Annotated in this window: 22 protein-coding genes and 1 pseudogene; 17 read left to right on the top strand and 6 right to left on the bottom strand. The window is 62.0% G+C overall.

All coding sequences use genetic code 11. The features are described 5' to 3' along the window. Positions 1 to 161: 161 nt before the first annotated feature. Both A0U87_RS18150 and A0U87_RS18145 read left to right on the top strand, forming a co-directional pair. Positions 162 to 914, top strand: coding sequence for a DUF6796 family protein (locus A0U87_RS18150; protein WP_066861519.1), 753 nt, complete (start codon positions 162 to 164; stop codon positions 912 to 914). Continuing rightward, entirely contained in the window at positions 911 to 1,183 is a 273-nt protein-coding gene (locus tag A0U87_RS18145) for a hypothetical protein (RefSeq protein ID WP_017503288.1), read from the top strand. The genes A0U87_RS18150 and A0U87_RS18145 overlap by 4 nt, the downstream gene beginning before the upstream one ends. A 59-nt stretch (positions 1,184 to 1,242) precedes the next feature. On the opposite strand, the gene A0U87_RS18140 is transcribed toward A0U87_RS18145, so the two are convergent. The 5 genes from A0U87_RS18140 to A0U87_RS18120 form a co-directional block, all read right to left on the bottom strand. Then, complete coding sequence (locus A0U87_RS18140) at positions 1,243 to 1,713, bottom strand: MerR family DNA-binding transcriptional regulator (RefSeq protein WP_017503287.1); 471 nt, start codon at positions 1,711 to 1,713, stop codon at positions 1,243 to 1,245. 81 nt (positions 1,714 to 1,794) lie between these two features. Next, complete coding sequence (locus A0U87_RS18135; RefSeq protein ID WP_137405835.1) at positions 1,795 to 3,456, bottom strand: long-chain fatty acid--CoA ligase; 1,662 nt, start codon at positions 3,454 to 3,456, stop codon at positions 1,795 to 1,797. A 14-nt stretch (positions 3,457 to 3,470) separates the two neighbouring features. Beyond that, complete coding sequence (locus A0U87_RS18130) at positions 3,471 to 4,778, bottom strand: porin (RefSeq protein WP_137405834.1); 1,308 nt, start codon at positions 4,776 to 4,778, stop codon at positions 3,471 to 3,473. 32 nt (positions 4,779 to 4,810) lie between these two features. Further along, positions 4,811 to 5,215: a DUF2147 domain-containing protein gene (locus tag A0U87_RS18125; RefSeq protein ID WP_026109759.1), complete on the bottom strand. Its 405-nt coding sequence runs from the start codon at positions 5,213 to 5,215 to the stop codon at positions 4,811 to 4,813. Positions 5,216 to 5,426: 211 nt separating this feature from the next. Continuing rightward, the gene (locus A0U87_RS18120) at positions 5,427 to 6,071 is read right to left on the bottom strand and encodes a DUF3422 family protein (RefSeq protein WP_004206967.1); all 645 of its coding nucleotides are present in this window, start codon (positions 6,069 to 6,071) and stop codon (positions 5,427 to 5,429) included. 282 nt (positions 6,072 to 6,353) lie between these two features. On the opposite strand from A0U87_RS18120, the gene A0U87_RS18115 reads away from it, so the two are divergent. The 12 genes and pseudogenes from A0U87_RS18115 (at position 6,354) to istB (ending at position 19,057) form a co-directional block, all read left to right on the top strand. Next, complete coding sequence (locus tag A0U87_RS18115; protein WP_066861522.1) at positions 6,354 to 7,490, top strand: thiolase family protein; 1,137 nt, start codon at positions 6,354 to 6,356, stop codon at positions 7,488 to 7,490. Continuing rightward, on the top strand, positions 7,487 to 9,838 hold the full coding sequence (locus A0U87_RS18110) for a 3-hydroxyacyl-CoA dehydrogenase/enoyl-CoA hydratase family protein (protein WP_137405833.1): 2,352 nt from the start codon (positions 7,487 to 7,489) through the stop codon (positions 9,836 to 9,838). The genes A0U87_RS18115 and A0U87_RS18110 overlap by 4 nt, the downstream gene beginning before the upstream one ends. Before the next feature lie 45 nt (positions 9,839 to 9,883). Then, on the top strand, positions 9,884 to 11,674 hold the full coding sequence (locus A0U87_RS18105; RefSeq protein ID WP_017503705.1) for an acyl-CoA dehydrogenase C-terminal domain-containing protein: 1,791 nt from the start codon (positions 9,884 to 9,886) through the stop codon (positions 11,672 to 11,674). Further along, entirely contained in the window at positions 11,671 to 12,579 is a 909-nt protein-coding gene (locus A0U87_RS18100) for a nitronate monooxygenase (RefSeq protein WP_017503706.1), read from the top strand. The genes A0U87_RS18105 and A0U87_RS18100 overlap by 4 nt, the downstream gene beginning before the upstream one ends. A gap of 9 nt (positions 12,580 to 12,588) precedes the next feature. Continuing rightward, positions 12,589 to 13,332 (top strand): electron transfer flavoprotein subunit beta/FixA family protein, encoded by a 744-nt coding sequence (locus A0U87_RS18095; RefSeq protein WP_066861525.1) that lies wholly within the window; start codon positions 12,589 to 12,591, stop codon positions 13,330 to 13,332. A gap of 115 nt (positions 13,333 to 13,447) precedes the next feature. Next, positions 13,448 to 14,374 (top strand): electron transfer flavoprotein subunit alpha/FixB family protein, encoded by a 927-nt coding sequence (locus A0U87_RS18090; RefSeq protein WP_004206978.1) that lies wholly within the window; start codon positions 13,448 to 13,450, stop codon positions 14,372 to 14,374. An 8-nt stretch (positions 14,375 to 14,382) separates the two neighbouring features. Next, on the top strand, positions 14,383 to 14,808 hold the full coding sequence (locus tag A0U87_RS18085) for a PaaI family thioesterase (protein ID WP_004206979.1): 426 nt from the start codon (positions 14,383 to 14,385) through the stop codon (positions 14,806 to 14,808). 14 nt (positions 14,809 to 14,822) lie between these two features. Continuing rightward, entirely contained in the window at positions 14,823 to 15,122 is a 300-nt protein-coding gene (locus A0U87_RS18080; RefSeq protein ID WP_004206980.1) for a polyhydroxyalkanoic acid system family protein, read from the top strand. Between the two features lie 102 nt (positions 15,123 to 15,224). Further along, positions 15,225 to 15,464 (top strand): acyl carrier protein, encoded by a 240-nt coding sequence (gene acpP, locus A0U87_RS18075; protein WP_004206981.1) that lies wholly within the window; start codon positions 15,225 to 15,227, stop codon positions 15,462 to 15,464. A gap of 295 nt (positions 15,465 to 15,759) precedes the next feature. Continuing rightward, positions 15,760 to 16,659: an alpha/beta hydrolase gene (locus A0U87_RS18070; RefSeq protein WP_240700590.1), complete on the top strand. Its 900-nt coding sequence runs from the start codon at positions 15,760 to 15,762 to the stop codon at positions 16,657 to 16,659. A gap of 117 nt (positions 16,660 to 16,776) precedes the next feature. Further along, on the top strand, positions 16,777 to 18,306 hold the full coding sequence (gene istA / locus A0U87_RS18065; RefSeq protein ID WP_137405832.1) for an IS21 family transposase: 1,530 nt from the start codon (positions 16,777 to 16,779) through the stop codon (positions 18,304 to 18,306). An 11-nt stretch (positions 18,307 to 18,317) separates the two neighbouring features. Next, positions 18,318 to 19,057 (top strand): annotated as a pseudogene (istB, locus tag A0U87_RS18060) (IS21-like element helper ATPase IstB). On the opposite strand, the gene A0U87_RS26265 reads toward istB, so the two are convergent. Beyond that, on the bottom strand, positions 18,958 to 19,917 hold the full coding sequence (locus tag A0U87_RS26265) for a hypothetical protein (RefSeq protein ID WP_170978422.1): 960 nt from the start codon (positions 19,915 to 19,917) through the stop codon (positions 18,958 to 18,960). The pseudogene istB and the gene A0U87_RS26265 overlap by 100 nt on opposite strands. A 146-nt stretch (positions 19,918 to 20,063) precedes the next feature. Between A0U87_RS26265 and A0U87_RS18050 the strand changes: the two genes are divergently transcribed. From A0U87_RS18050 to A0U87_RS18040, 3 genes are read left to right on the top strand one after another with little or no spacing between them, the layout of a single operon-like run. After that, positions 20,064 to 21,437 (top strand): aldehyde dehydrogenase family protein, encoded by a 1,374-nt coding sequence (locus tag A0U87_RS18050; protein WP_240700589.1) that lies wholly within the window; start codon positions 20,064 to 20,066, stop codon positions 21,435 to 21,437. A 4-nt stretch (positions 21,438 to 21,441) separates the two neighbouring features. Then, a complete protein-coding gene (locus tag A0U87_RS18045; protein WP_066861536.1) occupies positions 21,442 to 23,019 on the top strand; it encodes a GMC family oxidoreductase N-terminal domain-containing protein in 1,578 nt (525 codons plus the stop codon). 12 nt (positions 23,020 to 23,031) lie between these two features. Next, positions 23,032 to 23,433, top strand: coding sequence for a DUF2147 domain-containing protein (locus A0U87_RS18040; protein WP_066861607.1), 402 nt, complete (start codon positions 23,032 to 23,034; stop codon positions 23,431 to 23,433). Positions 23,434 to 23,466 lie beyond the last annotated feature (33 nt).

The raw sequence follows: 23,466 nt of genomic DNA, 5'->3' as shown, positions 1-23,466 counted from the left end.
CAGTTCACGCGCGATCGCGGTGGTCACCTTGGGCTGAGGCTTGCCCGTGGCCGCCAGGCGACGGTAGCGCTGGCAATGGTTCCGTTCAGCCAGCCCGAGCTGATCGCCCAGGAGATCATGCGTCTCGTCGATCGATCCCGCGCCGAAGCAAGGACAAGCCTATGACGGATATCCAGCGGCTCCCGCTTCTTCGTCTCTGCGGTATCGCGGGCGTGATCGGCGCGATCCTCTGGACGCTCGGCGACGCGCTGATCATCGGGGCTAGGGCAAGTCCCGACGACTATCCGCTGATCCTGAAGACCTATGCCGATCGCATCCAGTTCGACGGTGTCGCGCTGATGCTTCCATCCTCCGAGGCGCGGCTCGCCGCGGGCGCGCTGGTGGCCGATGCCGGCATCGTCTTCTATCTCGCGGGCTGCTGGCATCTGCTCGAAGGGCTGCGTCCGGCGATGGGCTGGTGGCGCTGGCTGACCTTCGTCCTGCTGGTCGCCGGCAACGCCTGGTCTCCGCTCGGCCATGCGGGCTTCTACTATGTCGGCATGGCCTACAAGACGATCCCCGAAACGCCGGCCGCGGCCCATGGCGCGCTGCTCGATCTCGGCCAGCACTTCTACCATGTCCTGCTCATCGCCTGGTTGATGCCGATCGTGACGCTGGGCCTGGCGCTGCTGCTCCTCGGGATCGTCATCGCGCTGGGCCGCACCGCCTGGCCACGCTGGTTCGCAGCGCTGGCCAATCCCGTCTCGCTGGTCGCGATCGGCATGCTGATCGCGCGCATCCTGCCCGAGCCGGCGCACACCTGGCTTGACGGCGCCGCGTTCAACCTCGGCTGGCTCGTTGTCTATGCCGTCTCGACGGCGCTGCTCTGGAATGGTGGCCGTTCGCCGGTCGCATCACGGGACGAAGCAGCATGACCGAAGCTGCGACAGCGACAGGCGACGAACAAGTGGGGGAGGAAGCATCAGGCGCTTTCAGCATGAAGCCACTGATGTTCGAGACCTTCGTCTGCTCGATGGCGATGATGTCGTTCGTGGCGCTCGCGGGCCCCATCGCGCGCGTGCTTGGCCTCGAGCCATGGCAGGTCGGCGGGGCGATGACCGCGTCGGGCATCGCCTGGATGATCATGGCGCGGTTCTGGGGCGGCCTTAGCGATCGGCGCGGCGCTCGTCGCTTGACGGCTTGATTGGATCGGGGGCGCCGCGATCAAGCGTTACCGCTCGGTTAGAGAATGGGATGACCAAATTATCGCTGCAACTTTGCCATCGCTTCCACTTCGATGGTTGTAAGCTCGTCGATTGTCAGGTCGAGCGCAGAGCGCTGCGTCTTCAAGTCGACCAACCTTTCCCGGATGCGGGCAATCAATCGCTCCATTTGCTCCTTATGCTCGGGATCGGCATCGTAGAGATCGAGAAACTCCTTGATTTCCTTGATGGAGAAGCCAAGGCGTTTGCCGCGCAAAATCAGCTGTATGCGTCCGATCTCACGCCTGGAATATGCCCGGGTACTGCCTACCCGTTGAGGGGCGATAAGCCCCTCCTTTTCGTAGAAGCGTAGCGTGCGAAGTGTCAGTCCGAGTTCCTGAGCGACATCCTGGATGCCGTACACTTGTAAATCCGCATCCTTTGCGCGGGTTCTCCCCTTGTGCGTGGGGTTGTCGCGATCCGCGTCCTTAAGCGTTTCATCGTCCTCGGCGAGGTGGAGCGAGTTCCCCATGCCATCCACTCCCTGTCCTCCAATCACGGCTACCCTACCACTCAAGCGCATAAGCCTCGTAGCTTGACAGGGGATAGAGGCTCAGGCGAGCTTTTTGTTCTCCTCCTCGATCAAATCCTTCTTCGAAAGTTTGCCGATCAACGTCTTGGGCAGGCTGTCCCGGAATGCGAAGGCCTTGGGCATCTCGATCTTGCTGAGGCGATCCTGCAAAAAGACCTTGAGTTCATCGACGGTCAGGTTCGATCCCTCGTGCAGCGCGATGAACAACTTGGGAGATTGACCTCTGTAGGCGTCAGGAACCGCGATTGCGATCGCCTCCTTTACCGCCGGGTGCTGGTAGGCCGCATCCTCGATGATCCGGGGATATACATTATATCCGCCACAGAAGATGATGTCCTTGATGCGGTCGACGAGGAAGAGATAGCCATGCTCATCAAAATAGCCGATATCGCCGGTTCGTAGCGCGCCATCGACGAAGACAGCACTGGTTTCTGCAGGGCGCTGCCAATAGCCCTTCATCACCTGAGGGCCGCGGGCGCACACTTCTCCGCGTTCTCCCTGGGGAAGAACCCGCGAGGGATTCTCCGGATCTCGGATCTCGATGATGGTGCCGGGGAAACTTGGGCCGCAGCTATTGTCCTTCACCGTCCCAAACAACGGGTTGCAGGCGATGATCGGGGCGGTTTCGGAGAGCCCATATCCTTCCACGACCCTGGCACGCGTGCGTGCCTCGAACTCCTCGCGTACCTCGAGCGGGAGCGGTGCGCCGCCGGATATACAGGCGCGCACGGCCGAGAGATCGGGTATCTCGTCGTCCGGAAGCGCGTTCAGGGCAACATAGATCGTAGGCACGCCGAAGAACTGTGTCGGCGGCTTGCGCTTCATCGTGTTGAGAACCTGCTTCATCTCAAACCGTGGCAGCAGGACGATTTCGGCGCCGATTTCGACTGAGAAGTTGAGCACCGTCGTGAGTGCGAAGACGTGAAACATGGGCAGGACGCCGAGAGTTCTCTCCTGCTGCGGGCGAAGTCCTCCCACATGCACCACCATCTGGGCGCTGTTCGCCGTGAGGTTGGCGTGGGTCAGCATTGCGCCCTTGGGCACGCCGGTTGTGCCTCCGGTATATTGAAGGACCGCGACATCATCAGGGTGACGTTCTACCGCGTCAGGTTCGGCATCATGGGCGAGAAGCGCCTTGAGCCGGACATGAAGGCCTTCGTCGAGTATCCGCGCGTGGTCTTTTCGCTTGAATAGCGCAAAGCCCAGGCCTTGCAGCCAGGGCAGCATATCCCTCATGCCGCACAACACGATCTTGTCCAGCCCGGCACGTGGCGCGACGGCTTGCACTTTCTCGTGGATTATCCGGACGTCCGGTACCGCCATCATGCGCGTTCCCGAGTCCCGGATCTGATGCTCCAGTTCGCGCTCCGTGTAGAGCGGGTTGAAGTTGACCACGATCGCACCCACGCGCAGCGCCGCGAAGTACAATATCGCGAAATAGGGGCAGTTCGGCAGGCACAGGCCGAACCGATCGCCCTTGCGCAGCCCCTGATCCTGCAATCCACGTGCTGCACGGCGAACGAGTTGCCCCACCTGCGCATAAGTCCAGGTTCGCCCGAGAAAGTCGATGGCGACGCGTTCGGGATAAAGGTTCAACGCATTGTCGAGGAGGTCGGTCAGGAGCCGTGGCGGAATTGCCGGTTCCGGTATCGACGGGAAGGCGCTGATGGCGGGCTGGGGCATGGCGATCTCCAGCATCAGAAGTGGAAACGTCCGCCGAGCGACAGCACGACGGCGTGCGCGTCCTCGAGCTTGCCGTCCATCAGGATCGGCGTCTGCACGGCCGTGCCGGCATAGGCCGCTGTCGTGCGATCAATAGTCGTATCCTTGAACGTAATATACGCTGCGCCCGCATCGAGCGTGAACCGGGAAGACACGGCATAGCTTGTGCCGGCAGCGAAATTCCAACGGTTGCTGTCAGGCACTCGAGCGTCCCGATTGCCGTTGCGCGTCGGGGTCTGGGCGTGTTGAACGCCGGCACGAACGGTCCAGGCTGGTGTGACCGTGTAATCGATGCCGCCTGCGAAGCTCCAAGTGTCCCGGTAATTTTCCGGGATTGAAACGTTGAGCGGCGCGCCGAGCCGGATAGCGTCGAATTTCGACCAACCCATGCGGGTCACCTGACCGTTGAGGGTGACCTTGGGCGACACCGCCACGCGCGCTCCGAAGATCGCCTGCCAGGGGGTCTCGAACGTGGCGTTTGCATTCACTACGCTGTTTTGCCCGGCGAGCGGACCAAGAAGACCGGTCGTCGTCACCGAACCGTCGAGATTATGCTTCACGCTCGACTTGTAGCTGGCGCCCAGTTGCATGGGGCCGGCGCGATATTGCAGCCCGGCCGACCAGCCAAGATCCCAACCATTGCCTTTCAGCTCCTGGTGGCCGTCGGCGAGAAGAGGCGATAGGTTCGGCAGATAGTTGGACAATGATGCGTCGGCATATTCGATATTAAGCGCGGCGCCGATGCTGAGATTTGGCGTAACGAGGTAGGCGATCGATGGCTGGATGTCGTATGTTCGCAGCTTGGTCTTGTCGGCGCTATACCGTGCCCAGCTGTCGGCATCATAATTGGTTGTGAAGCTATAAGGGGAGGCGACGGTCAGCCCCAAAGCGAGCCGTGATGTCAGGCCGACGGCTATCGCGCCGGAGGGTAGTACGCCATTATTGATCGGATCACGAGAGCGTTGGCTCCCGCCTACAGCCGCAGCCGACTGCCCGGGACGGACAATGAGCGTGTTGACATTGTCAACCGACCCTTTGGGAAGGATTACGCTTACGGCCTGGTGGGCATCGACTCCTTCCATGCCTGCGATCGCAGCCGGATTCCACCAGAGGGACTGTACGCCCTGGTCGGCGACCTCGCCCGAAAAGGCTCGTCCGGCACCTCTGGACGATTGTTCCTGAAGGTAAAAGGCCTGCGCGCTCGCGGCTTGCGGCGCGAGCAATCCAGCCGCCACGGCCGATGTTGCGATCCCAACTTTCCAATTTTTGCCTGCCACGCCCATCTCCCCTTTCGTGATTGTCAAATTCCTCGTGCTTATCGGAGGCGCGTCCATGTCTGCGTCTTGCACAGGGGCCAGACGATGCAGCCCTTGAGGCGCAAATGATCCCGATCGGCTAACGTGACCGTCGCGCTGTATGTACCGCCATCCTCAGCGTTGTAGATGGAACCACCCGACCAACTGCCCGACTTCCACGTAAAACCCTGCAGAATCTGCAATCCACGAAGCGGACGACCGCGCAACGCAGCGGTCTTGTTCTTTTCGTCACGTAGTTCGGGGTTGGCTTTGATCCCGTCGGAACTGATCAAGGCACCGCAGATCGATTGCCCGCAGCGGGTGATTTCCACGACGCCATGACGGCTCTCGGTTTGCCAGCGACCGACAACGGTGTCGGCGGGCAATGCAGTGCTCGAAGCCAGTAGTGTCAGAATGATCGACATTGTTCCTCTCCGCGCGCCTTCAGGCGACCGTCTGTTTCACGTCTGGAGCCAATATGCGGCAAATCAGCGTCCCATAACCATCTCGATGACGTATAGGTAAGTCAATAGCTCAATGCGTCATCAAAATGCCTATTAGGTTGTGTGCGAATTGGAGGGGTCAGGCGCTGCTGGCCCCGTCGTCAGGGTTCGGGCGTGTTCGTGTGTGACGCCGTCAAGCTATTGATCTGTGCGTGCCTTCAAGCAAGGAAAGATTGCGATAATTGCCCAGTTCCTGAATGCGCTGGATGGAACGCGACACTTCGCCGTCAGCCGCCCCGTTCGCGGCAACGACCAGGCGCCCGTAGCCGCCGGCGTGAATGCGAAAGTCGCTCCAGATCCGGACGCTATCCCCGATGATGCAGGAGACGAGATGGCCCGGATGGAAGTCGGCCCGATCGACAACCGGCTCGGCGTAGCTATCGTTCGCCACAACGACGATGTGGGTTGCGCGGATGACCAGGCCCGGCAGCGTTTCCATCCACTGCAAGGTATCACTGAAGGGGCCGACGTCGGGAGCAGACCAGAACTGCGCGTCCGCGCTGACCGAGGTTGACGTTAGCGTCGTGGTGACCGCTTCACTGTGCCTTTCCCAGGCCAGCCGCCCGTTGGCGGACCACTCCGTTTCCAGGTGGCGCAGGTTGCGATCGAGTCCAGAGGCACATCGCTGCTCCAGGATCAGCCATTCCTTCTCCCGGTCATTCTCATCGACCAGGCGAACCGTCTGAAATGCCATGGCGGGCAATTCGAGTGCAGGAAAACGGCGCAGATGCATTTCGCCGACGATCTGACGCCGGAGGGGATGCTCAGAAAATCGCATGTGTGCGCCTTCGAAAACAGGTGCAGTGGCGCTTGGGGAGAGGCGCAGCCGTCGATAAGACGGGCGCGAGCATCATCGCCGGGATGAGAGTGCGCGGTTTTTCACTGGCGAGCATCCGTACGTTCCTCGGCCAAGACCTCCGATATCAAGCCTCCCGGGAACCGGTGCATGACGATTCCCTCGACGGCGTGAGAAGAGTGCCAAAGATTTTAGTTGACGTAAACGTCATTTCACGCACCATTAGGTAATCAGATGTCCGATTCCCTGGAGAGGCTATCATCGATGCGTAATGTGGTTGTTGCGGGCTATGCCCGGTCCCCCTTTCACCTGGCAGGCAAGGGCGCGCTGGCGCGCGTCCGCCCTGACGATCTGGCCGCTCAGGTCATTCGCGGACTGATTCAGCAGACCGGCGTGAAGGCCGAAGATATCGAGGATATCGTGCTGGGCTGCGCTTTTCCTGAAGGCGAGCAGGGCTTCAACATCGCGCGCCTTATCGGTCTTCTCGCCGACCTGCCGCTCTCTGTCGGCGGCATGACCGTTAATCGCTTCTGCGGATCGTCGATGAGCTCGGTCCACATCGCTGCGGGCCAGATTCAGCTTGGCGCCGGCGAGGCCTTCATCTGCGCGGGCGTGGAGTCGATGAGCCGCGTGCCGATGATGGGGTTCAATCCGCTGCCGAACCCCGAGCTCGCGAAGAAGAGCGCCGCCTATATGGGCATGGGCGACACGGCGGAGAATATCGCGACCAAATATCAGATCACCCGTGCCCAGCAGGAAGCCTTTGCGGTCGCCAGTCAGGACAAGGCGGCCGCGGCTATCGCGGCCGGCAAGCTCGAGGCCGAGATCGTGCCGATCACGACCAAGGCGGGCGTGGTCGACAAGGATGGCACGCCGCGTGCCGGCACGACGACGGAAACCCTCGCCGGGCTGAAGCCGGCCTTCAGCCAGGACGGCACGGTAACGGCGGGAACGTCCTCGCCGCTGACCGATGGCGCAAGCGCAATCCTGGTCACGAGCGAGGATTATGCGCGCGCGCATGGACTGCCGATCCTTGCCCGCATCAAGTCGGTTGCTGTCTCTGGCTGCCAGCCGGAGATCATGGGCATCGGACCGGTCGAGGCCTCGCGCAAGGCGCTGCAGCGGGCGGGGCTCAGTGTGGACCAGCTTGACGTTGTCGAGCTCAACGAAGCCTTTGCGAGCCAGTCACTGGCCTGCATCAGCGACCTGGGGCTTGACCAGTCGAAGGTCAATCTGGACGGCGGCGCCATCGCGATAGGCCACCCTCTGGGGGCGACCGGTGCGCGGATCGTGGGCAAGGCCGCGGCTCTGCTGAAGCGCGAAGGCGGCAGCTATGCGCTTGCCACCCAGTGCATCGGCGGCGGTCAGGGCATCGCCACCGTGCTGGAGGCGGCGGAATGAGCGAGCAGGCCATCAAGCCAGTCGGCGCCCCGCCGGAAACCATCAAAAAGGTCTGCGTGATCGGCGCAGGCGTCATGGGCGCCGGCATCGCAGCGCAGGTCGCCAATGCCGGCGTGCCGGTGCTGCTGCTCGATATCGTGCCCAAGGAGGGCGGCGATCGTGACGCCGTGGCGAAGGGTGCGGTCGCGAAGATGCTGAAGACCGATCCGGCGCCCTTCATGTCGAAGGCTGCGGCGAAGCTCGTTGAAACGGGCAATATCGACGACCATCTCGAGCGGGTGGCCGAATGCGACTGGATCGTCGAGGCGATCGTCGAACGGCTCGACATCAAGCAGGCGCTCTACGCCAAGCTCGAGCAGCTCAAGCGTCCGGGCACGGCGGTATCGTCCAATACCTCGACGATTCCGCTTGGCCATCTGGTCGAGGGGCGGGACGATCAGTTCAAACAGGACTTCCTGATCACCCATTTCTTCAATCCGCCGCGCTACATGCGGCTCATCGAAATCGTGACCGGCCCCGACACTGATACGGCTGTGGCGAGGCGCGTCTCGGATTTCGTCGATCGAAAGCTCGGCAAGCGCATCGTGCCGGCGCGGGACACGCCGGGCTTCATCGCCAATCGCATCGGTACCTACTGGCTGGCCGTCGCGATCAATGCCGCGATGGACCAGCGGCTGACGGTGGAGGAAGCCGACCAGATCGGCGGAAAGCCGATGGGCGTGCCCAAGACCGGCATTTTCGGCCTTGTCGATCTCGTTGGCGTCGACCTCATGCCGCTGCTCACGAAGAGCCTGTCCTCGACGCTGCCGGCAGGTGACGCCTATTTCGACACGGTGAGGCCGATGCCGCTCGTCGACAGGATGATCGCGGAAGGCTTTACCGGGCGGAAGGGCAAGGGCGGTTTCTACGCGTTCGACAAGGCGACGAAGACCAAGAAAGCGCTCGATCTCGCGACCGGCGAATATCGCGTATCGGTGAAGCCGGCTTCCTTGCCGGGCCGGGCCGAGAAGGACCTGGCAGCATTGGTTGCTGCGCCCGGCAAGGTCGGCGCCTATGCCTGGGAAATTCTCGGCAAGGTTCTTTCCTATGCCGCGAGTCTGGTCGGTGAAGCTGCGGACAACATCGTCGGCATCGATGACGCGATGAAGCTCGGCTACAACTGGAAGTTCGGGCCGTTCGAACTGATCGATCGCCTCGGGCCGGGCAAGCTCGCCGAACGGCTGGCCGCCGAGGGGCGGGATGTTCCCGCGATCCTCAAGGTAGCCGGAGATCGGCCTTTTTACCGGGTGCAGGACGGCCGTCGGCAATATCTCGATGCCGCCGGCGACTATCATGATGTCGTGCGGCCCGAGGGCGTGCTGCTGCTGGAAGACATCAAGCTCCATAGCCAGCCGATCCTCAAAAATGGTTCGGCGGCACTCTGGGATGTCGGCGACGGCGTTGCCTGCCTTGAGTTCACCGGCAAGATGAACGCGCTCGACGGCGATGTGATGAAGCTGATCGGTCAGGCGATCCCGGTCGTGCAGGACAAGTTCAAGGCGCTCGTCGTCTATAATGAGGGCAGCAATTTCTCCGCCGGCGCCAATCTCGGTCTTGCTCTGTTCGCACTGAACATCGCGGCATGGGGCGAGATCGAAAAGCTCGTCGCGGGCGGGCAGCAGGCCTACAAGGCGCTCAAATATGCGCTGTTCCCGGTCGTGAGCGCTCCGGCCGGCATGGCATTGGGCGGCGGTTGCGAGATCCTGCTCAACAGTGATGCCGTGCAGGCCCATGCCGAAAGCTATGTGGGTCTGGTCGAGTGCGGCGTGGGTCTGATCCCTGGCTGGGGCGGATGCGGTGAAATGATCGATCGCTGGCGCTCCAGTCCCGGCATGCCCAAGGGGCCGATGCCGGCCGTAGCCAAGGTCTTCGAGACGGTATCGACAGCCACTGTGGCAAAGTCGGCCGCCGAGGCGAAGGAGCATGGCTTCCTGCGTCCCTCGGACGGCATTACGATGAACCGGGACCGTCTGCTGGCGGACGCCAAGGCGAAGGCACTGGAACTGGCCGACGGTTACAAACCGCCTGTGGCTCCGGAATTCCGCTTGCCTGGCGCGGGAGGCAAGTCCGCTCTTTCGATGGCTGTCGAAGGCTTCCAGGCCCGTGGCCTCGCCACATCTTACGATGGTGTCGTATCCGGCGCGCTCGCCGACGTCCTGACGGGCGGCGAGAAGGATCTCATCGACATCGTGACCGAAGAGGATCTGCTGGCGCTCGAGCGCAAGGCCTTCATGCAACTGGTGCGCGACCCGCGGACCCAGGCGCGCGTCGAGCAGATGCTCGTCACCGGCAAGCCGCTGCGTAACTGATTGGCGGCCGGCGGCCGGATGGCCGACCGGTCAGGAGATATAAATATGCAAGTCTATGACGCCCCGTTGCGCGACATGCGCTTCGTGCTCAACGAACTCCATGCCGATGACGGCTTCGGGGATATTCCCGCGCTGTCGGAGTTCACACCGGATCTCACCGATGCGATCCTCGAGGAGGCGGCGCGCTTCTGTCGCGACGTCCTGTTGCCGATCAACCGGTCGGGCGACGAGGAGGGGTGTCATCTGGAAAACGGCGTCGTGCGGACGCCGGCGGGGTTCCCCGAAGCCTATAAGCAGTTCGCCGAAGGTGGCTGGACCGCGCTCGCATCCGATCCGGAATGGGGTGGGCAGGGGCTGCCGGAAGCGGTCAACAAGCTGGTCGAGGAGATGATCTGCTCGTCCAACCTCTCCTTCGGCCTCTACCCGGGCCTCACCCATGGTGCCACCACTGCGATCGAGGGCCATGGCAGTGACGCGCTCAAGCAGGCCTACCTGCCCAAGATGGTGAGCGGCCAGTGGTCCGGCACGATGTGCCTGACCGAGCCTCATTGCGGTACCGATCTCGGGCTCCTGCGCAGCCGCGCGGTCCCGCAGGGCGATGGCAGCTACAAGGTCACCGGCTCCAAGATCTTCATCTCCGCCGGTGAGCATGACCTGACCGAGAATATCATCCATCTCGTGCTCGCCCGCCTGCCCGACGCCCCCAAGGGCGTGAAGGGCATCAGCTTGTTTCTCGTCCCCAAATATCTGCCCAGGGAGGACGGTACTCCCGGTCAATCGAACGGCGTCGCCTGCGCCGCGATCGAGCACAAGATGGGTCTCAAGGCGTCGGCGACGTGCCAGATGAACTTCGATGATTCGATCGGCTGGATCGTCGGTGAGCCTGGCAAGGGCATGGCCGCCATGTTCACGATGATGAACACGGAGCGTGTCTCCGTCGGCATCCAGGGCCTGGGTGTGGGCGAGGCGGCGTATCAGGCGGCGGCCTGGTATGCGAAAGATCGTATTCAGGGTCGGGCGCTCTCGGGACCCAAATATCCCGATCAGGCAGCCGATCCGATCATCGTTCACCCCGATGTTCGCCGCATGTTGATGACGATGCGGGCTTATAATGAGGGATGCCGGGCGCTCTCGGCCTGGGTCTCGCGCGCCCTGGACGCGGAAAAACATTCTCCCGAACCCGAAGTGCGCCAGCGTGCGAGTGACTTCATTGCGCTCATGACCCCCGTCGTCAAAGCGCTCTTCACCGACCTTGCGTTCGACAGCGCGAACCTTGCGGTCCAATGCTATGGTGGCCACGGCTACATCCGCGAAAGCGGCGTCGAGCAATATGCCCGCGATGCCCGGATCACCATGATCTATGAGGGGACGAACGGCGTTCAGGCGCTCGATCTCGTCGGCCGCAAGCTCGGCGCCCATATGGGCCGCTATCTGCGCAGCTTCTTCCATCCGGTGTCGGCTTTCATCGAGGAAAACAACGTCGACGGACCGATGAAGCCGATGATCGAGGCGCTCGCCAAGGCGTTCGGGGCGCTGCAGCTTTCGACGGCCACGGTCGCGCAGCGGGCGCTCAAGGATCCCGAAGAGGCGGGCGCGGCGTCGGCGGACTATCTGCGTCTGATGGGCCTGGTGGCCATGGGCTATTGCTTTGCCAAGGCGACCAAGATCGCAGGCTTGCAGCTCTTCTTCGGCAGCGAGGACAAGCGCTTCTACGATGCCAAGATCAAGACGGCGACGTTCTTCTTCGAGCGTATCCTGCCTCAGGCGACCGCCAGCTTCCTGGCGATCAAGGCGGGCAAGAAGTCGCTGATGGCGCTGGAAGACGACGTGTTTTGACGCTTCCGGCAAGCCTCGAAAAGCGGCTGGCCATTCCAGCCATCGTTGCGCCGATGTTCCTTGTGTCGGGACCGGACCTTGTCGTCAGTTGCTGCGAGGCGGGACTGCTTGGTACTTTCCCGGCGCTCAACCAGCGCACCAGTCAAGGTTTCGGTGAATGGCTGGATGAAATCGAGGAGCGGCTGGCTCCCATGCCGGGAGCGGCGCCCTTCGGCGTCAACCTCATCGTCCATAAGAGCAATCCGAGGCTCGACGCCGATCTGGAACTGATCGTTCGGCACCATGTGCCATTGGTCATCACCTCGCTCGGCGCCATCGCGGATCTTGTCCAGGTGGTTCAGGGCTATGGCGGGCTGGTCTTTCACGACGTGACGAACGTGCGTCATGCGGAAAAGGCGCTCGAAGCTGGCGTCGACGGTCTGATCGCGGTCGCTGCCGGCGCGGGGGGACATGCCGGCACGATGAGCCCGTTCGCACTGGTTGACGAGATACGGCGCTTCTTCCAGGGGCCGCTGGCGCTTTCCGGCGCCATCACGCGCGGCCACCAGATCGCGGCCGCGCAGATGATGGGGGCCGATCTTGCCTATATCGGATCCCACTTCATCGCGTCGGAAGAGAGTCTCGCCTCGCCGGCACAGAAAGACATGGTGATCGGGGCCGGACCAGCGGATATCGTCTATACGGACCGGGTCACCGGCGTCGGGGCCAATTTTCTCCGGCCCTCGCTGGAAGCCGCGACTCTCCCTGAGCCACATGGCGCGCTTTCGGTTTCGGAGGAGGCCAAGGCCTGGAAGACGATCTGGTCGGCAGGCCACGGTGTCGGCGCTACCACTGCCGTCCAACCGGCCCGATCCATCTGTGAGAGACTCATTGCCGAATATCAGGCGGCATTACAATCAGAGTAGGATTGATCCATGAAGGTGCTTGTGCCCGTCAAGCGGGTTATCGATTATAATGTGAAACCGCGCGTGAAGGCGGATGGGACGGGCGTCGATTTGGCGAACGTGAAGATGTCGATGAACCCGTTCGACGAGATCGCCGTCGAAGAGGCTATCCGCCTCAAGGAAAAGGGAGTCGCGACCGAAATCGTGGTGGTGTCGATCGGCGTCGCCAAGGCGCAGGAAACGCTGCGCACCGCGCTCGCCATGGGGACCGACCGCGCGATCCTCGTCCAGACTGACGATGAGGTCGAGCCGCTCGCCGTCGCCAAGATCCTGAAGGCCATCGCCACCGAGGAGGCTCCAGGCCTGGTGATCCTCGGCAAGCAGGCCATCGACGATGATGCCAATCAGACCGGCCAGATGCTGGCAGCCCTTCTCGGTTGGGGGCAGGGCACATTCGCCAGCAAGGTCGAAGTATCGGGCGAGACTGTCGCGGTGACCCGTGAGGTGGATGGCGGTCTGGAGACCGTAAGCCTCAAACTGCCGGCGATCGTGACGACCGATCTGCGTCTCAACGAACCGCGCTATGCGAGCCTGCCCAATATCATGAAGGCCAAATCCAAGCCGCTGGCGACGAAGACGCCGGCCGATCTCGGTGTTGAGATCGCCTCGCGCCTCAAGACGCTCAAGGTGACCGAACCCCCCAAGCGCTCGGCGGGCATCAAGGTGGCCGACGTCGATGAATTGGTCGCCAGGCTCAAGGAAATGGCGATTTGATAAACTTTCAAACGCGCCGAACTTGCCGAACCTCTCCCATGCAAGTGACGGCGCACCCCGCTTCATCCTGTGCGCACAGAGATGAAGCGGGGGCGGATTTCTCGGAGAATAAGTTATGAATACGCTCGTCTGGGTTGAACATGACAATGCGTCGGTCAAGGATGCGACGCTATCGGCCGTCACCGCCGCTGCCAAACTTGGTGAGGTCCATCTGCTGGTTGCCGGTGCGGGCATCGGCGGCGTGGCCGAGGCTGCTGCGAAGGTCGCGGGTGTCGCCAAAGTCGTAACGTTCGACGATGCGGCGTTCAAACACGCTTTGCCCGAGAATGTCGCGCCGGCCGTCGCGGACCTGATGCGCGGCTATGACGCGTTCGTTGCGCCTTCCACTTCGAATGGCAAGAACATCGCGCCGCGCGTGGCGGCCTTGCTTGATGTGATGCAGGTCAGCGACATCCTGTCGGTGGAAAGCGCTGACACGTTCACGCGTCCCATCTACGCGGGAAATGCGATCGCGACGGTCCAGTCGTCTGATGCAAAGAAGGTTATCACGGTGCGTGGCACAGCCTTCGAGAAGGCGGCCCGCGAGGGTGGCTCGGCCAGTATCGAGGCTGCGACGGGCACGGATGCGGGACTTTCCAGCTTCGTGGGTGCCGAGATCGCCCAGTCCGAGCGCCCGGAACTCACCTCGGCCAAAATCATCGTCTCGGGCGGGCGAGCGCTGGGCTCGGCCGGGCAGTTTCATGGCGTGATCGATCCGCTGGCCGACAAGCTGGGCGCGGGTGTGGGCGCAAGCCGCGCAGCGGTCGATGCTGGCTATGCGCCCAACGATTTTCAGGTCGGCCAGACCGGCAAGATCGTGGCGCCGGAAGTCTATGTCGCCGTCGGCATATCGGGTGCGATTCAGCACCTTGCTGGCATGAAGGATAGCAAGACCATCATCGCGATCAACAAGGATGAGGACGCGCCCATCTTCCAGGTCGCCGATATCGGCCTGGTCGGCGACCTCTTCAAGATCGTTCCTGAACTGACCGAAAAGCTTTGAGGTAAGCGATGACCGGTCTGGAAGAGATCGAACAGTTCATGGCGGCCGGCACCCGGCCGCCCATGATGGACCTGTTCGACATCGATCTGCTTGAGGCGGAGGAGGGGAAGGTCGTCTTTGTCGCGACGCCCACCTCGCAGACCTACAATTTCATGGGCATCGCCCATGGTGGCTATGCCGCGACGCTGCTGGATTCGGCCTGCGGCATCGCGGCGAACTCCGCGGCCCAAGTGCCCATCAACTGCGTCACGCTCGAACTCAAGGTCGCCTATCATGCGCCCTTGACCGACAGGGTCGGGATGGTCCGTGCAATCGGCCAGGTGGTGTCGATGGGCAAGAGGGTGGCGCATACCGAGGCGCGTCTGATCGACATGGCCGGCAAACTCTATGCCTCCGCGACATCGACCTTGCTGCTCGTCGATCGGGCGGCCTGAACAGGAAAGAAGATATGGAAGTCGTTATCCCGCACAGCCTTGGTAAAATCGAAGCGAAGAGCAGGATCGAGGCCGGCCTGCCCAAGCTGGCAGCGCATATCCCGGGAGGCGGTTCGCTCAGTTCCGAGTGGGTATCGGACTACGCACTACACTTGGTCATCGGGGCGATGGGGCAGAATATCCCGGTGCAACTCGACATTGAGGATAGCGAGATTCGCGGCGACGTCAGCGTACCGCTGTTCCTCAAAATGATGTCAGGACAGATTTCGGATTTTGTGAAAACGAGCGCCGAGAAAATGCTCAGCAAGGCATGATGAATTTACTGGCCGCAGGACAATATCGTTGCTCTGCGATGATTGAGTTTACGAGAATCTGCCCTGTTTCCTAGCCGATAGTGTCCGCGCGAGGGCTTTGTGATGGAAGAAATCGCTCCCCGAGTTTTCAGGATCATTAGCCGTCAGCTCGGCGTCTATCCGGATCAGATTGCCCTTGCTTCGTCTTTCTACGATGACATCGGCGTGGATAGTCTCGATGTGCTGGAAGTTGTGATGGCGCTTGAAGACGAATTCGGACTCACTATCCCGGATGAAGCCGCCGGTGAGGTCAAAACAGTAGAGGATGCGGTCAAGCTGGTCGAAGCATGGATAGCCAAGTGAGATAAAACCCACGATCCTCTGAAACCGCAATTCACGACGACAATGAAATCTAGATAGCTCTTTGGTCGCCTGACGTATCACTTCCATGATCAAGGCTACCGTGATCGCGCATAGCCGCAATATGCTTTGCGCCAGAAACGGGATTTCATCTATCGCTTTGCCCACTCGATGACGGAATGGTGTTTCCGAAAAGAATATAGCGAACCATGTTATCTAATGACGAATTGCTGTCTTCTCACATTTGACGAACTGGCTGGTAACGTCGGAGCGGGAAGATGCATGAAAGAGGTAGATCATGCGATACCGTTCATTAGGCCTGGCTACAGTCTTGATTGTCACGAGCACCGCTTGGGCGCAGACGCCGTCGGATAACCAACATGCGCTGATCGGACCGCCCCAACTCCACGCCCTTCCCGTCACCGCTCCGACGCTCGTCGAGGCCTATGGTCCTGATCCTCTGCAGATCGGTGAACTGCGCTTGCCTGCAGGTCCTGGCCCGTTTCCCGTCGTCATGGTCATTCACGGTGGCTGCTGGACCAAAGGCTATGAGACACTGGCAGGCACGGCGCCGTTGGCGAGCGCCTTGACGGACAAGGGCGTGGCGACATGGAATATAGAGTATCGACAGGTTGGTGACACCCGCGGCGGGTGGCCTGGGACCTTCCAGGATTGGGGAGCGGCGCTCGATCACTTGAGGGTGCTGGCACGAACCCAGCCTCTGGACCTGAAGCATGTGGTGACGGTGGGACATTCTGCCGGCGCCCACGCTGCCCTGTGGCTGGCGGCCCGTCCCAGATTGCCTGCCGACAGCGAGGTCCGCGGCGCTGATCCACTGAAGGTTTCCGCCGCGGTCGCCATCGACGGCCCAGGCGACCTGCGAACCCTGTACGGGTTCGACAAGGATATTTGCGGCCGCCCGATCTTCGTCAACCTGTTCGGGGGCGCTCCTGACGCACAGGCGGGCCGCTACCGTCAGGCAAATCCGATCGGATGGCTGCCTCTGGCCGTGCCTCAATTCATGGTCGCTTCCGTCGTGCTGGAGCCTTCAGCCGCGCAAGCCTATGCAGCAGCCGCACAGTCGGCCGGCGATAAGGCGACGGTGATCACCCTGGAGAATGTGCTGATTCCGAGGGAAGCCGCCCCCTCATTCCGAAATGATGCCGCCCCCCTGTTCCGAGAATTACTCGCCCCCTGATTCCGAGATGATGTCGCCCCCTTGGCGGGGATGACGATGAAGGTCCGCTGCTGGGATTAGGTTTGCTTCCTTTGGGTTGTCCGAGGGAGGGAGCCGATGTCGGCGGAGCGATTGAGTATGCGACGGGTTCGCGAGATTTTACGGTACCGGTTTGAGCAGGGGCTGGGTCACAAGGCGATTTCGTATCGGGTGGGCGCCGCGCCCTCGACGGTGCGCGAGACGCTGAGGCGGGCAGCGGTCGCGGGTCTGGCTTGGCCGCTGGGCGCGGATGTCAGCGATGCCGTTCTGGAGGCGGCGCTTTACCGCGCGGCTGGCACCAAGACCGGCCATCGCCGCTGCCCTGAACCGGACTGGGCAGCGATCCATCGCGAGTTGAAGCGCAAGCATGTGACGCTGCAGATCGTGTGGGACGAATATATCGCTCAGCATCCGGAAGGTTATCGCTACAGCCGGTTCTGCGATCTCTATCGTGGCTGGGCGGCGAAGCTGCCGGTCACGATGCGGCAGACCCACGCCGCCGGCGAGAAGCTGTTCGTCGACTATGCGGGCGACAAGGTGGCTGTCGTGGTCGACCGGCTGACCGGCGAAATCCGCGACGCGCACATCTTCGTGGCGGTGTTGGGTGCATCGAGCCTGTCCTATGCCGAGGCGAGCTGGACCGAGACGCTGCCCGACTGGATCGCGGCGCACGTGCGGGCGCTGGAAGCCTTCGGCGGCGCGCCTGCCCTGTTCGTGCCGGACAATGCCAAGGTCGCGGTGATCAAGGCCTGCCTTTACGATCCACAGGTCAACCGCAGCTATGCCGAGATGGCGGCACATTACGACAGCGCGGTGCTGCCGACCCGTCCGCGCCGCCCACGCGACAAGGCCAAGGTGGAGGCCTGCGTGCTGATCGTCGAGCGCTGGCTGTTCGGGCGCCTTCGGCATCGGATCTTCTATAGCCTGACCGAACTCAACGCCGCGATCGGCGACCTGCTCGCCGACCTCAATGACCGCCGTATCATGCGCCGCGTGGGCCAGACCCGGCGCCAGCTGTTCGAGGCCATCGACAGGCCTGCGCTGAAAGCTCTGCCGCTGGAACCCTATGTCTTCGCCGAATGGCGGCGGCGGCGCGCTGGTCTCGATTATCATGTCGAGATCGAGCGCCTTTATTACTCGGTCCCGTATCGCTTCGCGCGCGAGCCGGTCGAGGCGCGGATCACCGCGCGTACGATCGAACTGTTCCACAAGGGTGAACGGATCGCCGCCCATATGCGCGGCTCCGGCAATGGCCGGCACACGACGATATCCGAGCATATGCCGTCATCGCACCGGCGCTTCGCCGACTGGACGATCGAACGCATCGCCACCGAGGCGGCCGCGATCGGCCCCTGTGCCGCCCTGCTGTGCGAGAAAATCCTGACCGATCGCCCGCATCCCGAGCAGGGCTTCCGGGCCTGCCTGGGCATCGTGCGCCTGGTGAAGGGCTTCGGCCGCGAACGGGTCGAAGCGGCGTGCTGCCGGGCGCTCGATATCGGCGCACGCACCTATGGATCGGTCCGATCGATCCTCGACAACCGGCTCGATCAGGCGCCCGCGCCCCGGCAGGCGCGCGACGATCGGACGATCACCCACCCGAATATCCGGGGTTCCCGCTACTATCACTGAAGGAGATCATGATGCTTCAACATCCCACTCTCGACCGGCTGAACGCAATGGGGCTGGCTGGCATGGCCAGGGCGTTCGACGAACTGGCCGCCAATGCCGAAGCCGAGCGGCTCACCCATCCCGAATGGCTGGCGCTGCTGCTCGACCGCGAATGGAGCTTCCGCCACGACCGCAAGCTGGCCGCCCGGCTGCGGTTCGCCAAGCTGCGCCATCAGGCAACCCCCGAGGATGTCGATTATCGCAGCCATCGAGGTCTCGACCGGGGACTGTTCCTCAAGCTCGTCGCTGGTGACTGGATCGCCGCTCGCGACAATCTCGTCATCTGCGGCCCGACTGGCGTCGGGAAATCATGGCGGCCTGCGCGCTAGGCCATAAGGCCTGCCGCGACGACCGTTCGGTGCTGTATCAGCGGGTGCCCAAGCTGTTCGCCAGCCTGGCGTTGGCACGCGGCGACGGACGCTACGCCCGCATCCTGGCCAAGCTCGGCAGCGTTCAGCTCCTGATTCTTGATGACTGGGGGCTTGAGCCACTCGATGCTCATGCCCGCTACGACCTCCTCGAAATCCTAGAAGAGCGTTATGGCCGTCGCTCGACGATGGTCACCAGCCAGCTGCCGATCGCGGCGTGGCACGAGGTGATCGGCGATCCGACCTATGCCGACGCCATCCTCGACAGGCTCGTCCACAACGCCCACCGCCTGGACCTCGACGGTGACAGCATGCGCCGGGTCAAATCCCCTTCAGAGGCTTGACGGCCGGCACGAACGAAATAACAACAGACGTAGCCAGCACGGCCCTGTCTCCGGGGGGGCGACATCATCTCGGAACGAAGGGGCGCAATCATCTCGGAAACGAGGGGCGGCTTCATCGGAATCGGCACGCGCAGGGCAAAATCGTGGCTTTCGGCATCGAGGGGAGCGATTAATGCCGCCTTTTTCAGCCATGTGCGCAGAGCGGGCGATAAGGGTGCCAACACCATCTGATCGAGATAACAGATGATCTCGGGCCATAAATGCAGTGGCTGCATCCGGTGGGATACACGGCCCGCGATGCGGCACAATGCGGGCCAACCCTGTGTGTCCGATATGATCCGGTCGAGGGCTGAAGGGAGCCGGATCAATTCCTTCAGATCCTGGGCGCGGCAGGCCAGGGCATCGGGGCCGACTTCCTGCCAGTCAGCGTTGAGGACGCCAAATCCCCAGGGGGCGGAGGTTGCAAGGACCGCTCGCCAATCATCGGGAAGAGCATCCATCATGTCTCTTGTCAGCGTTTCGAGATGCGGCGCTTCCTGAACATCATCGAGGCAAATAATCCCGGGCCTGTCCTGATGCCATATCCATTGGAGAATGGACTCGATGTCCGCGGCGGTTCCGGCCTGAAAGGCGAGGCGACGCAGGGTGCCCTTCTTTGTGTCGTCGCTTGCAAGACTTGCCCAAAGCGCCGGGCGACCAGTGTCCGCCGCCTCCTTCCAACCGGCCGCGAGCGTCGCCGATTTGCCGTAGCCGCAAGGTGCGCGCAGCAGGCTGACGCGCGCGGTCAATTCCACACGGCGAAGTGCCGTTTCCGCCAGTCGCGAAAGCAGCGTTGGAGTCCATTCGGTTCCCAGGCCCATGTCGGGTCGATACTACATGCTCGTGTAGTTCCCTATTGCTTTTGCGCTCGTAAGACTCGCGCGAAGGTCATGTTTTCGACGAGAATGAAATGATTGAAGAGAGCCATTCGATTTCGCAGGAACCCTGTGATGGCCGCCCGGTGGAAATGCTCTTCACCGCGCAAAAGGCAATGTCGGACGAGCGCCGGATGCGCTTTGGCCTTGCTGAAAGACGCGCTGCGCTGGCGCGCCTCGCGGCTGCCATACGAAAGTTCGAAGGGGAGATCGTCCAGGCCATGGCGACCGACTTCGGCAAGCCGGAGGCCGAAGTGTTTCTGACGGAAATTCTTCCGGTCATGCAGGAAATCCGCCACAGCCGTCGTAATCTGCGCCGATGGATGCGGCCAGTCCATGTCGGACCGACATTGATCGGTTTCGGCACGGCCGGACGGATCGTGCCGCAGCCACGCGGCGTGTGCCTTATCATCGCGCCCTGGAATTACCCATTCAATCTCTGCCTGGGGCCGCTTGTCTCCTGCCTTGCTGCCGGCAACAGCGCTATCCTGAAGCCTTCGGAGATGACACCTGCTACCTCGGGCGTCATCGCGCGGCTGATCGCCGACACATTTCCGCCAGACTTGGTTACCGTCGCCCTCGGCGGGAAGGAGATGTCTCAGGCCCTGCTCGCGCTGCCCTTCGATCATATCTTCTTCACCGGCAGCCCCGAGGTCGGGAAAGTCGTAATGCAGGCAGCCTCCCGCCACCTGACCTCCGTTACGCTGGAACTGGGTGGCAAGTCGCCCACGATCGTGGGACCGGATGCCGACATAGAGAGGGCCGCCAGTTGGATCGCCTTCGGCAAATTCTCCAATGCCGGTCAAACCTGCATCGCGCCCGATCATGTGTTCGTCCACGCTTCGATCCGCGACCGGTTCGTGGAAGCGCTGCGCCGCCGGATCGCCGCCGCTTATGGTTCGGGCATGACGAGCCCCTATCTCGCAAGGATCGTCAATGATCGCCATGCGGACAGACTGGGGGGCCTGATTGCGGATGCCCTGGCCACGGGCGGGCGGATCATTGTCGGCGGCGAAAGGCAGGGAAGGGCGCTGGCGCCCACAGTGCTGGAGGCGATCGCTCCCGAGGCGGCGATCGACCATGAGGAGATATTCGGTCCCGTCCTGCCGGTCCTGACCTATGATGACATTGAAACCGTGATCGGTCGGATCAACGCAAGACCCAAGCCGCTGGCGCTTTATGTGTTCGATCGTGACCGGGCGAGAGTGGATCATATCCTGGCGGCCACGACTTCCGGCAGTGCAGGCGTCAACCTTACCATCGTCCAATACGTCCACGATCATCTGCCGTTCGGCGGTGTGAACAATTCCGGGATCGGGGCGGCACATGGCCATCACGGGTTCCGGACTTTCAGTCATGAGCGCGCCGTTCTCCAGAACCGCTTCTCCGCTCTGCCTCTCGTCTTTCCTCCCTATTCGGGCCGGGCAGCGCGTCTGATCCGACTTGCCAAACGCTTTCTGGGGTAAATCCATGTACGACTATATCATCATTGGCGGCGGCTCGGCCGGCTGCGTCATGGCCAACCGCCTTTCTGCTGATTCGGATAAAGCTGTCTGCCTCATCGAGGCGGGGCCGCGCGATCGCAATCCCTTCATTCACATGCCGCTTGGCGTCAGCGTCATTGCCCGCACGGGATGGGTGAACTGGAACTGTGAGACCGAAGTCGAGCCTCACCTTAACAACCGGCGGCTCTATTGGCCGCGCGGCAAGACGCTGGGTGGCAGCAACTCGATCAATGCAATGGTCTACATTCGCGGCGATCGGGCGGACTATGAGGGCTGGGGGGCGGCCGCCGGAGCTGACTGGGACTGGCCGCGCATGCGCGAGCTTTTTATCGCGCTCGAAAACAATCAGGCTATCCACGACGAGCATCATGGCAATGCCGGGCCACTTTGCGTCTCCAATCTTGGGCGAGTGAACCCACTTACGGAAGACTTCGTCGAAGCTGGGGTGGAACTGCACTACCCGCGAAATCCCGACTTCAATGGCGTGAGCCAGGAAGGCTTTGGTGTCTATCAGGTGACCCAGAAAGACGGGCAACGGTTCAGCACGGCGCGAGCGTTTCTCGATCCGGCTCGCTCGCGCAAGAATCTCGCCATCGAAACGAACGGCCTCGTCGAACGGATACTGTTCAAGGACCGTCGCGCCATCGGGGTCCGCGTCGGCGGCCGGGACCTGCTGCTGCGCCCCGGTGGAGAGGTGATCCTTTCGGCTGGCGCGGTCAATTCGCCGCAGATTCTGATGCTGTCGGGCGTCGGCCCGGCGAGCGAACTCAGGCAGCATGGCATAGAGATCGTTCTGGATGCGCCCGAAGTCGGAGCCAATCTCGCCGATCACCTCGACTATACGGCTGTGGCAACCACGGCCGATCGCGAAGGATTTGGAGTGGCGCCCAGTTTCCTGCCTCGTGCGATACGCGGCGCATGGAGCTATTTCCTTCATCATGAAGGCGAATTGACGTCAAATGCCTCGGAGGGCGGCGCTTTCCTCAAATCCGACGCCGGCCGGGAGCGGCCCAATCTTCAATTCCATTTCCTGCCGGCGATCCTGCGTGACCATGGCCGCAAGACAGCCTTCGGCTACGGAATGACCGTGCATGTCTGCGACCTTCTACCGAAGAGCCGCGGCAGGATCGGGCTCAAGATCGCCGATCCCACGGCTCATCCGCGCATAGAGGGCAATTATCTCAGTCATCCCGATGATGTGGGCGTCTTGCTGAATGGCGCGAAGCTAGCCCGCAAGCTCCTTCATGCGCCGGCGCTCGCCCGTCACTTGCGCGAGGAGGTGCGACCGGGACCCGCGGTCCAGACCGACGAGGCTCTGATCGACGACATCCGCGCGCGCGCTGAAACAATCTATCATCCGGTAGGAACATGCCGCATGGGCAGTGACTCGGCATCCGTGGTCGATCCGGCAGCCCGTGTACGTGGCATTGACGGTTTGCGCGTGGTCGATGCATCGATCATGCCGTCGATCGTGTCGGGCAACACTAACGCGCCTACCATGGCGATCGCGGAAAATGTCGCGCAAATGATGATCCGGCCTTGAGGAAGAATGGCGATGAGGTTCAGTTTCGTATTGGCAGCCATGCTGCTACTTGCAACATCTGCGTCCGTCGAGGCACAGCGCGCTTCTTTCGGAGTGTGGAAGAATCCGCAGGACAGCGTACATGTGCGAGCCCAGCCGTGCGGAAGCAGAATGTGCGGGGTCGTGGTCTGGGCAAGTGACAAAGCCAAGGCGGATGCGCGGCGCGGCGGGACAAACGATCTGGTAGGTCTGATCCTGTTTCGCGATTTTGTTCCTGAAAAGAAGGGCGTGTGGCGCGGCAGTGTTTTTGTACCCGACATCGGCCAAACCTTCTCTGGAACAATCACCACGCTCGACGATCGGCGGATGGAGGGAAAGGGGTGCCTGACAGGGCGGATCATGTGCAAATCGCAGATATGGACGAAAGTGAACTGAAATCCGTCCAATCATCGTCTGACCGAGAGCGGC

It is taken from the genome of Sphingobium sp. MP9-4 (genome assembly GCF_005281675.1).
GTDB lineage: Bacteria > Pseudomonadota > Alphaproteobacteria > Sphingomonadales > Sphingomonadaceae > Sphingobium > Sphingobium yanoikuyae.
This window is presented reverse-complemented; position numbering and strand designations above follow the sequence as displayed.

Coding starts and splice junctions, on each gene's coding strand:
- A0U87_RS18135 (WP_137405835.1), bottom strand. CDS start 3,456: ATGCCCCAGCCCGCCATCAGCGCCTTCCCGTCGATACCGGAACCGGCA.
- A0U87_RS18140 (WP_017503287.1), bottom strand. CDS start 1,713: ATGGGGAACTCGCTCCACCTCGCCGAGGACGATGAAACGCTTAAGGAC.
- acpP (WP_004206981.1), top strand. CDS start 15,225: ATGGAAGAAATCGCTCCCCGAGTTTTCAGGATCATTAGCCGTCAGCTC.
- A0U87_RS26265 (WP_170978422.1), bottom strand. CDS start 19,917: ATGGGCCTGGGAACCGAATGGACTCCAACGCTGCTTTCGCGACTGGCG.
- A0U87_RS18095 (WP_066861525.1), top strand. CDS start 12,589: ATGAAGGTGCTTGTGCCCGTCAAGCGGGTTATCGATTATAATGTGAAA.
- A0U87_RS18105 (WP_017503705.1), top strand. CDS start 9,884: ATGCAAGTCTATGACGCCCCGTTGCGCGACATGCGCTTCGTGCTCAAC.
- A0U87_RS18070 (WP_240700590.1), top strand. CDS start 15,760: ATGCGATACCGTTCATTAGGCCTGGCTACAGTCTTGATTGTCACGAGC.
- A0U87_RS18115 (WP_066861522.1), top strand. CDS start 6,354: ATGCGTAATGTGGTTGTTGCGGGCTATGCCCGGTCCCCCTTTCACCTG.
- A0U87_RS18090 (WP_004206978.1), top strand. CDS start 13,448: ATGAATACGCTCGTCTGGGTTGAACATGACAATGCGTCGGTCAAGGAT.
- A0U87_RS18045 (WP_066861536.1), top strand. CDS start 21,442: ATGTACGACTATATCATCATTGGCGGCGGCTCGGCCGGCTGCGTCATG.
- A0U87_RS18050 (WP_240700589.1), top strand. CDS start 20,064: ATGCTCTTCACCGCGCAAAAGGCAATGTCGGACGAGCGCCGGATGCGC.
- A0U87_RS18145 (WP_017503288.1), top strand. CDS start 911: ATGACCGAAGCTGCGACAGCGACAGGCGACGAACAAGTGGGGGAGGAA.
- A0U87_RS18130 (WP_137405834.1), bottom strand. CDS start 4,778: ATGGGCGTGGCAGGCAAAAATTGGAAAGTTGGGATCGCAACATCGGCC.
- A0U87_RS18085 (WP_004206979.1), top strand. CDS start 14,383: ATGACCGGTCTGGAAGAGATCGAACAGTTCATGGCGGCCGGCACCCGG.
- A0U87_RS18150 (WP_066861519.1), top strand. CDS start 162: ATGACGGATATCCAGCGGCTCCCGCTTCTTCGTCTCTGCGGTATCGCG.
- A0U87_RS18040 (WP_066861607.1), top strand. CDS start 23,032: ATGAGGTTCAGTTTCGTATTGGCAGCCATGCTGCTACTTGCAACATCT.
- A0U87_RS18110 (WP_137405833.1), top strand. CDS start 7,487: ATGAGCGAGCAGGCCATCAAGCCAGTCGGCGCCCCGCCGGAAACCATC.
- A0U87_RS18120 (WP_004206967.1), bottom strand. CDS start 6,071: ATGCGATTTTCTGAGCATCCCCTCCGGCGTCAGATCGTCGGCGAAATG.
- A0U87_RS18125 (WP_026109759.1), bottom strand. CDS start 5,215: ATGTCGATCATTCTGACACTACTGGCTTCGAGCACTGCATTGCCCGCC.
- istA (WP_137405832.1), top strand. CDS start 16,777: ATGCGACGGGTTCGCGAGATTTTACGGTACCGGTTTGAGCAGGGGCTG.
- A0U87_RS18080 (WP_004206980.1), top strand. CDS start 14,823: ATGGAAGTCGTTATCCCGCACAGCCTTGGTAAAATCGAAGCGAAGAGC.